This window comes from Francisella uliginis (assembly GCF_001895265.1).
GTDB lineage: Bacteria > Pseudomonadota > Gammaproteobacteria > Francisellales > Francisellaceae > Francisella > Francisella uliginis.
In genome coordinates this window covers 474,195-486,663 of record NZ_CP016796.1, presented here as the reverse complement: position 1 = coordinate 486,663, position 12,469 = coordinate 474,195, and the positions used below count along the sequence as shown (strand labels likewise).

Genomic DNA, 12,469 nt, shown 5'->3' with positions numbered 1-12,469 from the left:
ATGTCTAAAGAAAATAAAACAACTGATTTTGGGTTTACAGAAGTCCCATGGGAAGAAAAACAAAAAAAAGTTGCTGGAGTATTCCATTCAGTAGCAGCTAAGTATGATCTAATGAATGATTTAATGTCTTTTGGCATACATCGTATTTGGAAAAAACAAACTCTTGCAAAGACAGGTGTCCGCAAAGGAGATAAGGTTTTAGATCTTGCTGGTGGAACTGGCGATTTAGCATATAAGTTTTGTCAAATGGTCGGCTCACAAGGCAAAGTTATTTTAAGTGATATTAACTCTTCCATGCTGGAAGTAGGTAAAGAAAAGCTTACTAATAAAGGCTGTGTCGGTAATATTGAATATGTCCAAGCTAACGCCGAATGCTTACCATTTCCTGATAACTATTTTGATTGTATAACAATCTCTTTCGGACTTAGAAATGTCACAGATAAAGCAAAAGCTATAGCATCTATGTGTCGAGTATTAAAACCAGGTGGACGACTTTTAGTCTTAGAGTTTTCTAAACCAATTGTACCTTTACTCTCAAAAGTTTACGATGAGTACTCTTTCAAAGCATTGCCTTTTTTAGGCAAAATCATTACTCAAGATGCTGAGAGCTATAAATACCTTGCTGAATCAATACGTAAGCACCCAGATCAAGAAACTCTAAAACAAATGATGCTTGATGCAGGTTTTGATAATGTTGAATATCAAAATATGACTGGTGGAATTGTAGCATTACATATTGGGTATAAATATTAAAATGATACAAACAATAAATAAAGCTCTTAGTTTTTTGCCAAAGCTTGACCCTCAAGCAGATGCTTTGTTATCACCACTAAAAGACAAAGCTCTAAGTGTAGTTATTAGTGACCTTGACTATAATATTTCTCTAAAAGTAGAAAATAATAACCTACATGCCACAAACGAGATCACTGATAATGTTTTAACAGGAAAACTAGCATATATTCTTGAGCTTGTTTTTAATAAAAACTTACAAGAGTTAATAATTGCTGAAAAACTTGATTATCAAGGTAGCCTAAAAGATCTAAATGAGTTCAATACATTTTTAAATGCTATAGACATAGATGTAGTTTATAGAATTTCTAGTCTGACTAGTCCAGAGTTTGCTAATATCATAACTAAGCCTTTTGATAAAGTGAAAGAATATTTGAAAACTTCACGTCAAGAAACAGTTATAGATATTAAAGACTATTTAACAGAAGAGAAAAGGACTTTAATCTCACAAAATGAGATTAATATCTTCTACAAGCAGGTACAGGAGTTAAAACAAGCTACTGATAGAGTAGAAGCAAAGCTAAAACTATTACAAGGCTCATAATATGATTAGAAAGTTCTTAAGACTCATATATATTTTTTATATTATAAATAGATACTGCCTACTTAATGAGCCTATTCGCGCCACAAATGTAAAGCCTTTAAAGGCATTACTCTTACTTAATCCTTTTTACTATTCAAGAAGAATTCGCAAGCTAGAACATGGTGTGCGTATTAGAGAAGCATTAGAAAAATTAGGGCCGATATTTATAAAATTTGGTCAAGCCTTATCTGTCAGAGCTGACTTACTTCCTCCAGAAGTTATAAAAGAAGTTGCAAGGCTTCAGGATAATGTGCCTCCTTTTGATAGTAATATAGCTACAACCCAAATTGAAAAAGCTACTAAGCAATCCATCAATGATATATTTAAAAATTTTGATAGCACTGCTTTAGCATCAGCCTCAGTTGCTCAAGTTCATAAAGCCACGCTTAAAAATGATGAAGAAGTAGTTGTTAAAGTATTACGTCCAGGAATTGAGAAAATATTAAAGCTAGATACCTCTTTGATGCTAATATTTGCAAAGGTCCTGAATCAGCTAAAAGAAATTCGACGCTTTAAGCCGGTAGAAATTGTCAAAGAGATTAATCAAAGTTTTTTTGATGAGTTAGATCTTGTTCGTGAAGCATCAAACGCCTCACAAATCCGTAGAAACTTTGAAAATTCACCTATACATTACGTACCAAAAATATACTGGGAATATACAAGCTCAACTGTAATGGTAATGGAAAAAGTTAGTGGCCTAAGAGTATCAGATATAGAAACTTTAGATGCTCTAGGTGTTGATCGTCGCCTACTAGCTCAACGCGGTGTTGAGATATTTTACTCTCAAGTGTTCGATGATTGTTTTTTCCATGCTGATATGCACCCTGGTAATATGTTTATTGATGCATCAAATCCAGCTGACCCCAAGTACATTTCAATTGATTTTGGAATTGTAGGAACCCTAAATCGTGATGATCAGCGCTATTTAGCTGGTAACTTCTTAGCATTTTTTAAACGTGATTATAGAAAAGTTGCCGAGTTACATATCGAATCTGGTTGGGTACCAAGTGATACCCGAGTTGATGTACTTGAGTCCGCGATTAGAACTGTGTGTGAGCCAATATTTGAGAAACCTATTCGTGAAATTTCCTTAGGATATACATTAATGCAGCTTTTCTCTGTTGCAAGACGCTTTAATATGAATATCCAACCTCAATTAACTTTGTTGCAAAAAACTCTTTTTCATGTAGAAGGTCTAGGTCAAAGGCTTTGTCCTGAACTAAATATTTGGGAAACGTCTCGCCCTATCTTAGAAAAATGGATGAAAGAACAAATGGGATTAAGAGGTTTTTATCATCGTTCTATCGAGAATATGCCAAGAGTTAGTGACAAACTTCCTGAGTTACCACGTATGGTTTTTGATATATTGCAGCAAACACAAATAAACCTAAAGCAAGGAATATCAAATCAACAAAATACATCACTAAAACCAAAGAAAAAGTACACATTTGCATTAGCAACTGGTGTTATTCTAACTGGCTTAGGTGTTGTATATACTTTACATAATGATTTATCACCTTTAGTTAAACTGCAAGGATTTATCGAAAATCATAGTACCGGCTTTATTGTAACAGGTATCGCATGTTTAATTTATTATGGTTTTAAAAAGGAGAAATAAATGTCTGACTGTATTTTTTGTAAAATTATTGCTGGTGAAATAGCATGTGAAAAAGTTTATGAAGATGAAAATATATTAGCCTTTCATGATATCAACCCAGTCGCGGATGTGCATGTTTTAGTTATTCCTAAGAAGCATATTGCTAGTTTAAATGAACTTTCTGACTCTGATGAAGGACTTATAGGAAAGTTTATGCTAAGTATTCCTAAAGTTGCTAAAAAGATGGGACTAAAAGGTTTTAAAACAATTTTTAATACAGGTAAGGAAGGCGGACAGACTGTTTTTCATATTCATGCACATATCCTTGGTGGCACTATCCATTCTATGCCACAATAATATTTCTATCTCTTAAGCAAAATTCATAACTGGTGGAGGAAAAGAGCCTGTTGCTACACCTCCAACTTGATGCAGTCCAACTCCAAAACTTACTGATACTACACTCATCATTAATCCTGCTACGATAACTACTTTTTTCATAATTTAACCTTTTAAAATATTCTCTTCTAATCTTATGTGAGTATTATGGCAGGCATCTAATATAAATAAAAATATATAGTTCTTATTACACTTATAACATTTTCTTATGACATATGATGTTAGTGTTGAGGTCGTACCAGTGTTACAATAGATATCTTTTCTATCTGACTATTTTCTTTGATAGTTTGAATAAATTCTTGCATTGTTGAGCCTGTAGTTAAAACATCATCAAAGATAAGCAAATGTTTCGCTGTAATTGGTTTATTTAAGATAAAAACACCTTTGATTTGTTCAACACGTTTTTGTCTTATAGATTTTGCCTGGGACTTTGTATATTTTATCCTTGAATAGCTTTCAAAAGTCTTTTGAATATTTGTATATTCAGACAGTTCCGTGATTAAAACCTCAGCTTGATTAAAACCTCTATATAAATATCTAAAACGATGTATCGGCACAACTGCTAAGGCATCAACATCTTGTAGATGTTCTTTTGTAATACTGTTCCACCAGTACCTAATAACTTTAGAAAAAACATTTGCTGATAATAAGTCTTTTTGGAACTTAAACTTTTGAAGAATATATTTAACTTCTGCAGAATAATTAAGTAGATGAAAATAGTCATATCCCTGATCCAAATCAACTTGTTGCTTCTCAAAATTTAAATGGTTTAGCAAATTCTCAAAGCAATAACTACAAACAATATCATTCGAGCTTTGTTTACACAAAAGACAGTTTTGTTTAAACAAGAAATTACAACTAGAGAGCATATTTATCAATATATTTATCATGCTTTGTAGAATATCTCTGAGGCATTAATATATTAATATTTTTACCTATAATTTCCTCAGTATCATATCCAAATAACAACTCTACAGTAGGATTCACATAAACGATAGCCGCTCTTTGATCTATTATGATAACACCATCTAATAGAGTAAATAATAATTTCTTTAATAGCGAATTTGGTTCAATATCTATTCCCATACAACCCTACTTTGTAAAAGTATAAGCCTAGCTATCAAATATAATAGGCTTTTTATTTCTATATTAATGATATATCTACAAACGTGCCACATCAATCTCAACAGGTACATTATTTATATTATATTCTTCAGGAATTTCTTGTATAGGCTTTACAATAATGACAACTTTTGGCTCTTTTGAATCAAACATATCTCTATCATCATTCATCTCGGCAAATACAGGTCTAGATTCTATAACACCTTTAAATTTTGCACCATCTTGGAAACGTATATCCACTTTAGTTCCTTTTGAAACATAAGAAATAAACTCAGAATCAATATATGCTCGAATAAAAGGTTTATCAAATAATGATAATAATGCTAATTCTTGGCCTTTTTGCACAAATTCGCCTTTATAAACAAACACTCTATTAACTACTGCATCAACATCTATTTTTATATTAAGGCTGTTTATCTTTTCTTCAAGAATCTTCTTTTGTAAGATAAGTTTTCTCAATGTTTCAGCATAATTATTGTCTTTATCTAAAGAGTATTGCTGTTTCTCTACCTGAACATTCCCTAGGTCCATTTCTGCATTATGTAAAACCTGTGAAGATTGTTGTAACTCTATGATATTTATAATATTTTTCTTCCTCAATTTAACCATTGCATTATAGAATTTCTCATTAACATCAACATATTTCTTAGCAATATTGTATTTATGCTCTAAAGCTTTAAGATCACTTTTGTATAATTTTTGCTGTTGATTTTTGACATCTTTTATCTGAGAATTCACCTCATCAAGCTCAGTATTTAGAAGCGGCGAAGACATTATAAAAACATCATCACCATTTTTAACAAGCTTTCCTGCATGAATATTATTTTGTTTTATAAAACCATCTTCATGAGCTCTGATAAGATATTTTTTAGTCACTACAGAACCCTCTGCAACTATAAAATAATTACTACTAAAAATTAACCATCCTATATATATTAAAGGAGATATAACTACAATTATGACCGCATACCATTGCAACTTTGATATATTTTTCTTTACAGGAGATATCTCGGTTTGAATTGTCTGTTTATTTTTTGGTGGTTTAAACTTCATAACTTACAAACCTTTATTTAACTTTTTTGTTAACCCAAGTAGGAGCCATTGTACTGTCTCTATGTGTTTTTATAAAAACTTCGCTCAGTACAGCAACAGTTGCAACAAATTTTAGAAATATTGAATAAAAAGGCATAAGTGGAATTACATACCACATTGCTAAATCCTGTTTTTTTCTCTCTGATACTAAGATTATAAATGTCATAAACAAAAAACTACTAATTAAAAGATAATAAAAATATACCGCAATATAAATTGGGATAATAATATAAAATGGGAAAATAATTGCACTATAAATCAAACTTATAACTATTGCTATTGGTTGTACCGCATGAAAAAATAAACCTGAGAAAACTGTAAAAAAGAAAGTTCTCCATCCCAAGTACTTAGGCAATATCCTCTTGAGATGTCTTCTGATATATATAAAATATGTATCTCCATCCCAGCGCATCCTTTGCTTGATTAATCCCCAAACCTTCTCAGGCACTTCAGTATGAGCTATACTATTTTGAGAATGTGTGATCTTAAAATTTTTATGCCTTTTAAAAAAAATTGAAGTCTGAGTGTTAAATCAAGATCTTCAGCAGAACCATTTCGCCATAGTGTAGTCTTTTTTAATAATGATTTTCTAAAACAACCATAAGCACCAGATATATTATTTACACTATTAGCATTAGATAAAGCAATACGTGACATATGAATACCAAGCATATATTCTATCCCTTGCATACGTGTAAGAATATTTTTTTTGATATTTCTCGCCCTTAATGTTCCTGAAGAAGCTATCACATTTGGATCTGCAAATTGTTGTACCATATTACTAATCATATCATTATCATACGAAGTATCTGCATCAAGAGTCATAACTAGCTCACCAGAACTTAATTTAAACCCAAGGTTAGAAGATGATGCATGCCCCCTCTTTGCCATTTAGGAACTACTTTTAGTGATCTTCTAGCATCTGCTACAAAAGTTTTTTTATATTGCATTGCCACATCAAGAGTTTCTTTATTAACACTAGCACCATCTATTATAATTAAAACCTCGACATGTCCTTTGTATAATTGCTCTTCTAAACTTTTTAGTGTTATTAATATATCTTCTCCTTCATTATATGCTGTAATTACACAACTGACCTTTGGATAATAGGGAGCTCTTTGATTTGGACGTATTATTTGTTTTAAATAGCTAACTAATACACCAAGAAATATAAATATAGTGAAGGGCATTTCTAACAATAAGACAAAAGCAAAAACAAAGATAAAAAACTCTTTAGGGTTAGAAGAGATTAACAGTACCTGCTGATATAGCACATGCAATATATCCAAAAAATCACCTTTTATTAGCTAAGCCTTTTAACAAGCTCTCTGCTGTTTTAGTTATACTTATATCCGTTGAGTGAAAAGCTCTAACACTTACCGACTCTTCAAGCTTTTTATTTTCCATTGTCATATTTTTTAACTTTTCAACAACTTTTGTTGCGCCAGATAAGCCTGTACCCGGCAACCAAATCCAAATATTTTGATTATTAACTCTAGTTAACATATCTGTTTTTCTGAGTATCTCCCTTAACTTTTTTGATATGCTAGAAATATCAATCATAGTTATATAATCAAAAATATTAATATGTAGCAACGAAAACTCATATGCAGTATTTCTTTTCTGCATCTGAAAAGCCCATTCAATTAAACTATAGAAAAAATCTGGAGCTATATAGTTGATTTCATCAAATATCGACATTGAATATTCAAGTAGATTCATTTTTATATGGTGATGAGCTTTTTTTGTTAATTCATAATTATTAACCTTTTTCTTTATCATTTTTTCAGTCAAAGTTTTAAAACTACAGTCTACACATTCAGTGATAACCTCAGGATCAACAAAAATACTACCACAATCATTACATGAGTAACTCTCTAGTGGTCGATCATAATCGTGACCAATATGCTTGAGTTTTGTTTTACATTGAGAACAAACAAGTTCATCCTCTAGCATAAATTCTCTTTCAGGAGAGATATTACCACAGGTATAGCAATGCAAAAAATCTGCCAGTAAGATATTTTCGCTTTTGCAATCAGGACATCTTTCTGAAAATAAAGCTCTTACTGAATAACAATTACTACAACAAAAAAATGATTTAACGAAACTTTCAACTTTAAGAATTTCTCTTTGTGCAAGCTCTTTTATCCACTCAAAATAATCAAAGTTTTTTGTTTGACAAAAAACATCTAAAATAGGATAACTAAAGAATGATTTACTTGATATATCAGTACTAACATCAAGTGTCCTAACACTTCTTCTTGTATATAAATAAATCAAAAAACGTGCTTGCCAATCTTGTTCTATATTATCTTTTTTTTGTGTAACTTCCTCTATAGTACTAATCTCATAATCAACCATTTGCATAAATTTTTCTAAAGCAGCAAATGTGGTAAAAACTGTAGCTGTATAGTTAACAAAGCTATCATCCAAACAAAATACAGGTTTTAGATAAGTATGTATACTTGCTCTAATTTTTTTTACAAAATTTAAAAACTCTTGTATATCTCTAGTATTTAAAATAAAAGCATCAACGTCATCAAAAGACTCATCTATATCGTCATTTAAAGATATAGCAATAATTTCACAAGAAGATAATTTTTCTTTGAGATCTGTATTTAAATTATCTAATGTAACTACCTTATTAACTAATGACATATATAAAAAATAATTCTTACCTATAGTTAACAAAGTATATTTTTTACTAATTAATGTAAATGTTTTTTATATTTTTATACCAAATAGCATATAATTATGATTAAGTAATACAAGATTTTAGGATTACTTTAATGTACTTACCACAAAGAAAAGCTCAAACAGTTTCTAGCTTGATTGTTGTTGGTATCTCTTGTATTGTAATATTTGGCTGGATTACAAACAATACTAGTATAATTAAATTAAATCCTAGTTTTCCGCCAATGCAATTCAATACTGCATTGTGTTTTACTCTACTTGCTCTAGTTAACTTTATCCCAAAGACATCAAGATTTAATTATACTCGATGTATATTATCTATTATTGTTTTAATAATATCTTTCTTAACTCTATTAGAATATTTATTTGGGCTAAATTTTGGCATTGATCATATAATAGCTACACAAACCTTAGATCAATCATTATATCCAGGCAGAATGGCACCAAATACTGCCATTTGCTTCCTACTCTTGGCTATTGCAAATATACTACCTCGTTTTAAGAAAAATGTCTTGCTATTCAAAGGGCTATTTTTCAGCATGAATCTTATAGCTTTTTCATTAGCATATATAGCATTACTTGGATACTTTTTTGATATTTCATATTACTTTAGCTGGGGCCATATTACAGGTATGGCATTGCATACATCTATTTGCTTCTTTCTATTAACACTTTTTCGCATTTCTTTTGAGGGAGTAAAATCTAAAGTTCATATTGCAGGAATCATACTAAGTTCAGCTACTTTTGTATTATTTTTCTTATTTTGGCTATATACATTTGACCAAGATAATAATGCTATAAAAAGTAACGTCCAAAAAGAAATATCTCTAGTAAATGTAAATCTAGAGAAAAAACTAAACTTAGAAGCAACAGCTATAGATAGACTTTACAAACGCCTAAACACATCATCATACTCTAGTAGAAAAGCTATAATAGCTGATATGCAAGCTTACGAAGATGATTATCCAAATATCTACTTTATATACTACATAGAAGCTAAACAACAAAAGCCAATTTTCTTATCTAACTATAATATAACGCAAAACCAGGCTCTAGATGTTCTAAAAGAATGTGGTTCAAGTACAACTTTCTCTAAAGCAAAGATTATCTGTATTAGAAAACAAAATAACAACTTTAATGTTGTGTTTAAACCTAATTTTTCAGAAAAAGTCATGTCTGAGATAAATCGCAACGGCTATAATATTGAAGTTTATCTTGAAGGTCACAAAATATATTCAAACTTAAATCCTAAGCAATATTACGGATTAACGCTATCATATAACTTCTCTGGAGAAAAAAATTGGCAAATTAAAGTTTTCTTTACTGATAAAGGATATGAGGAGTTACAAAAAAGCTTCCCTTCATTTTTCTTCATATTAGGAATAATTATAGCATTAATGGTACAAGGATTATTTTACTTTATTACTATTAACTTCAGGAAAAATAGAATCCTTGAACAGAGACAAATAAAACTTAAAAAATTTAGCTCTATAGATACTTTAACAGGATGTTTAAATAGACATAGCTTTGAAAAAAAATTAAATACTATACTAAATAGTGATCGAGGATCTGATAATAATATCGTTATACTATTTATTGATCTGGATAATTTCAAATATATCAATGATGAATATGGTCATGAAGCTGGCGATATGATACTAAAAGAAGTAGCTCTTAGACTAAAACATCAACTTAGAGAAAATGATCTAATTTCAAGGATTGGTGGCGATGAGTTTGTAGCTGTTCTAAGGGATATTGATAGTAAAGATAGTGCTACAGCCATCATTAAAAGAATAATTGCTTCATTTGAAGAGAAAATAATCATTTCTGAAAACATTCAAATCATTCAGACTTTGAGTATAGGAGCCACTTTTGTTTCAAAAGAGCACCATAATATAAGCGGCGATAAGTTGATAATCAAAGCTGATTTGGCTATGTATGATGCTAAAAAATCAGGTAAAAATAAATTTACTTTTTCTAAATAGCATAAACCTTTAAGTAACATATTTTATTCTAAAAATTGTTTAACTTATGTTTATAGTTTATAATTTTTAGATATATATTGACTGGTTTTGTAATGTTATGAGTCACTACCTTAAAGAAGAGCTCTATGAGCTAATAAGCAAAAATCATAAAGTTTTTGACTCTTTACAACATTCTAGTCTTGATGGCTTATGGTACCTTGATTTAGAAAATCCTGAAAATGAATGGATGAATGATAAATTTTGGGAAATACTAGGTCATGATCCAAGAGAGAAAAAACCTCTATCTTCTGAATGGCAAGATCTAATTTTCCCAGAAGATTTTCAAGTTGCAATGCAAAATCTTGAGAAACATCTTAAAGACCCTAACTATGAGTATTCACAGATAGTTAGATATAAACATAAAGATGGTTCTACAGTATGGATAAGATGTCGCGGAATAGCAATTCGTAATGAAGAAGGTAAACCTATTAGAATGCTTGGAGCGCATAATGATCTAACTAAACTAAAAAATATACAGCAAGACTTAAAAGAATCTAAAGAATTCTCTGAGTTAATGTTTGATGCTAGTGAAGATATTATGTTCGTTAAAGATGAGAATTATCGTCTTGTCAAAGCAAATAAAGCTATGCTAAACCTATATCCAAAGGATATCCAACAGTCTGTCATTGGAACAACAACTGTTGAAAAATTCTCACCTGAAGAAGCTGAGTTTTTTTTAAAATATGACAAAATTGCTTTTGAAAAAGGCTCATCAAGAACTATTGAACATATAACTACTCCTGCCGGCGAAAAAAAAGTTATAGATACTTATAAGGTTAGGTTCTACAATAAAGCTGGAGAGCCTTTTATATTAGGAATAGCTAGAGATGTCACTGAAAGGGAAACATTACTTCAGAGTATAAAAGAAAAGAATACCAAACTTAACTATATAGCATATAATGATGAGCTAACTAAGCTTCTTAATCGTAAAGGATTTATCAAAGCTGCCGAAAAATCTCTTAAAAAAACTAAAGAAGATCACTTAGCGGCTCTAATAATGATAGATCTAGATAATTTTAAGTTTATAAATGGTTCTTTTGGATATTCTGTAGGTGACAAGCTTATAGTCACTATCTCTAACATACTAAAATCTTGTCTACCTGAGAATAGTGTCATTGGTAGATCTGGTGGCGATGACTTTTTAGTTCTAGTTGAAAATCAAAAAAGCCTTCAAGAAATCGAAGAAATTACTAAAAATATAATAAAACAGATATCTACTCCAATCGACATAAATAAAAACACTATAACCCAGTCTGTTAGTATAGGAATCGCAACATACCCTGATATCGCATCAAATATAGAAAAGCTGCTACAAAATGCTGATACAGCTATGCATAATGCTAAAGCTATGGGTAAAAATATATATTCTCACTATAGTATCGATTATGATGAAGCTACAAAGCGGCGTAATAGCATAGAACGCGAGTTATTAAATATAGATATGAGCGAGTTTAATATTGTTTATCATCCTCAGTTTGATATTAATACAAACATTTATGGAGTTGAAGCTCTAATACGTTGGAACTCACCTACCTTAGGCAATGTCACACCTGATGAGTTTATACCTATAGCAGAAAAAAATCAAACTATTGAAAAAATAGGCAAATGGATATTTAAAAGGACTATATCTGACTGGCAAAAGTTATTAAAAGATAAGCTAATAGGAAATATAAAGCTATCTATAAACATATCGAGTATACAACTTATTAACAATGAGTTTTCTGATAAGATAATTAAATATTTTGATAAAGTTGATAAAAAGCTAATAACTTTTGAAATTACAGAAACGTATTTACTAAGTGATATAAATTACACCAAATCAATTATTAATAAATTAAATAATAAAGGTTTTAGTTTTGCTCTAGATGATTTTGGTACAGGTTACTCTTCATTAAAATATCTGGCTAATTTACCTATTAGATACCTAAAAATCGATAAATCATTTGTAAGCGATCTTGATAAAGAAAATAACAAAACAATCATAAAAGCTATAGTACAATTGTCAAATAATTTAGATAAGAAGTGTGTTGCCGAAGGTGTTGAAACAGCTCAACAACTTGAGTTTTTAAAATCAATTGGCTGTGATTTTTATCAAGGATTCTATTTTAGTAAACCTATACCTTTTATAGAGCTCAAAAAACTATTACAATCACATCAACAAAATTAAATTTT

At 30.3% G+C, this 12,469-nt stretch carries 14 protein-coding genes; 6 read left to right on the top strand and 8 right to left on the bottom strand.

What is annotated here, in order from left to right:
• From ubiE to F7310_RS02460, 4 genes are read left to right on the top strand one after another with little or no spacing between them, the layout of a single operon-like run.
• The gene (gene ubiE / locus F7310_RS02475) at nt 1-753 is read left to right on the top strand and encodes a bifunctional demethylmenaquinone methyltransferase/2-methoxy-6-polyprenyl-1,4-benzoquinol methylase UbiE (protein ID WP_072711503.1); all 753 of its coding nucleotides are present in this window, start codon (nt 1-3) and stop codon (nt 751-753) included.
• Between the two features lies 1 nt (nt 754).
• Nucleotides 755-1,333: a ubiquinone biosynthesis accessory factor UbiJ gene (locus F7310_RS02470; protein WP_072713523.1), complete on the top strand. Its 579-nt coding sequence runs from the start codon at nt 755-757 to the stop codon at nt 1,331-1,333.
• A gap of 1 nt (nt 1,334) precedes the next feature.
• Complete coding sequence (ubiB, locus tag F7310_RS02465; protein ID WP_072711501.1) at nt 1,335-2,990, top strand: ubiquinone biosynthesis regulatory protein kinase UbiB; 1,656 nt, start codon at nt 1,335-1,337, stop codon at nt 2,988-2,990.
• On the top strand, nt 2,991-3,326 hold the full coding sequence (locus tag F7310_RS02460; RefSeq protein ID WP_072711500.1) for a histidine triad nucleotide-binding protein: 336 nt from the start codon (nt 2,991-2,993) through the stop codon (nt 3,324-3,326).
• A gap of 12 nt (nt 3,327-3,338) precedes the next feature.
• On the opposite strand, the gene F7310_RS10790 is transcribed toward F7310_RS02460, so the two are convergent.
• From F7310_RS10790 to F7310_RS02435, 8 genes are all read right to left on the bottom strand, one after another.
• Complete coding sequence (locus tag F7310_RS10790; protein ID WP_257786355.1) at nt 3,339-3,467, bottom strand: hypothetical protein; 129 nt, start codon at nt 3,465-3,467, stop codon at nt 3,339-3,341.
• Nucleotides 3,468-3,586: 119 nt separating this feature from the next.
• Entirely contained in the window at nt 3,587-4,213 is a 627-nt protein-coding gene (locus F7310_RS02455; protein ID WP_236939885.1) for a ComF family protein, read from the bottom strand.
• A 10-nt stretch (nt 4,214-4,223) separates the two neighbouring features.
• Nucleotides 4,224-4,451, bottom strand: coding sequence for a PAS domain S-box protein (locus F7310_RS02450; protein WP_072711498.1), 228 nt, complete (start codon nt 4,449-4,451; stop codon nt 4,224-4,226).
• Nucleotides 4,452-4,526: 75 nt separating this feature from the next.
• Complete coding sequence (locus tag F7310_RS02445) at nt 4,527-5,540, bottom strand: HlyD family secretion protein (RefSeq protein ID WP_072711497.1); 1,014 nt, start codon at nt 5,538-5,540, stop codon at nt 4,527-4,529.
• A 13-nt stretch (nt 5,541-5,553) separates the two neighbouring features.
• Nucleotides 5,554-5,745, bottom strand: coding sequence for a hypothetical protein (locus tag F7310_RS10655; protein WP_236939884.1), 192 nt, complete (start codon nt 5,743-5,745; stop codon nt 5,554-5,556).
• 293 nt (nt 5,746-6,038) lie between these two features.
• Nucleotides 6,039-6,470, bottom strand: a complete 432-nt coding sequence (locus F7310_RS10750) for a glycosyltransferase family 2 protein (protein WP_250637430.1) — start codon at nt 6,468-6,470, stop codon at nt 6,039-6,041.
• Entirely contained in the window at nt 6,422-6,868 is a 447-nt protein-coding gene (locus F7310_RS10745; protein WP_250637429.1) for a glycosyltransferase family 2 protein, read from the bottom strand. Before F7310_RS10745 ends, F7310_RS10750 begins: the two co-directional genes overlap by 49 nt.
• A gap of 4 nt (nt 6,869-6,872) precedes the next feature.
• Nucleotides 6,873-8,237: a TackOD1 domain-containing metal-binding protein gene (locus F7310_RS02435; RefSeq protein WP_072711495.1), complete on the bottom strand. Its 1,365-nt coding sequence runs from the start codon at nt 8,235-8,237 to the stop codon at nt 6,873-6,875.
• 131 nt (nt 8,238-8,368) lie between these two features.
• Between F7310_RS02435 and F7310_RS02430 the strand changes: the two genes are divergently transcribed.
• Nucleotides 8,369-10,258, top strand: a complete 1,890-nt coding sequence (locus F7310_RS02430; RefSeq protein ID WP_072711494.1) for a GGDEF domain-containing protein — start codon at nt 8,369-8,371, stop codon at nt 10,256-10,258.
• A 97-nt stretch (nt 10,259-10,355) separates the two neighbouring features.
• Entirely contained in the window at nt 10,356-12,464 is a 2,109-nt protein-coding gene (locus F7310_RS02425; protein ID WP_072711492.1) for a sensor domain-containing protein, read from the top strand.
• The last annotated feature ends 5 nt before the right edge of the window (nt 12,465-12,469 follow it).

Bases quoted from the DNA above. Each gene is read 5' to 3' on its own strand.
- F7310_RS02450 (WP_072711498.1), bottom strand. From the start codon at position 4,451: ATGGGAATAGATATTGAACCAAATTCGCTATTAAAGAAATTATTATTT.
- F7310_RS02470 (WP_072713523.1), top strand. From the start codon at position 755: ATGATACAAACAATAAATAAAGCTCTTAGTTTTTTGCCAAAGCTTGAC.
- F7310_RS10655 (WP_236939884.1), bottom strand. From the start codon at position 5,745: ATGACATTTATAATCTTAGTATCAGAGAGAAAAAAACAGGATTTAGCA.
- F7310_RS02430 (WP_072711494.1), top strand. From the start codon at position 8,369: ATGTACTTACCACAAAGAAAAGCTCAAACAGTTTCTAGCTTGATTGTT.
- F7310_RS10750 (WP_250637430.1), bottom strand. From the start codon at position 6,470: ATGGCAAAGAGGGGGCATGCATCATCTTCTAACCTTGGGTTTAAATTA.
- F7310_RS02445 (WP_072711497.1), bottom strand. From the start codon at position 5,540: ATGAAGTTTAAACCACCAAAAAATAAACAGACAATTCAAACCGAGATA.
- F7310_RS02460 (WP_072711500.1), top strand. From the start codon at position 2,991: ATGTCTGACTGTATTTTTTGTAAAATTATTGCTGGTGAAATAGCATGT.
- ubiB (WP_072711501.1), top strand. From the start codon at position 1,335: ATGATTAGAAAGTTCTTAAGACTCATATATATTTTTTATATTATAAAT.
- F7310_RS10790 (WP_257786355.1), bottom strand. From the start codon at position 3,467: ATGAAAAAAGTAGTTATCGTAGCAGGATTAATGATGAGTGTAGTATCA.
- F7310_RS02425 (WP_072711492.1), top strand. From the start codon at position 10,356: ATGAGTCACTACCTTAAAGAAGAGCTCTATGAGCTAATAAGCAAAAAT.
- ubiE (WP_072711503.1), top strand. From the start codon at position 1: ATGTCTAAAGAAAATAAAACAACTGATTTTGGGTTTACAGAAGTCCCA.
- F7310_RS02435 (WP_072711495.1), bottom strand. From the start codon at position 8,237: ATGTCATTAGTTAATAAGGTAGTTACATTAGATAATTTAAATACAGAT.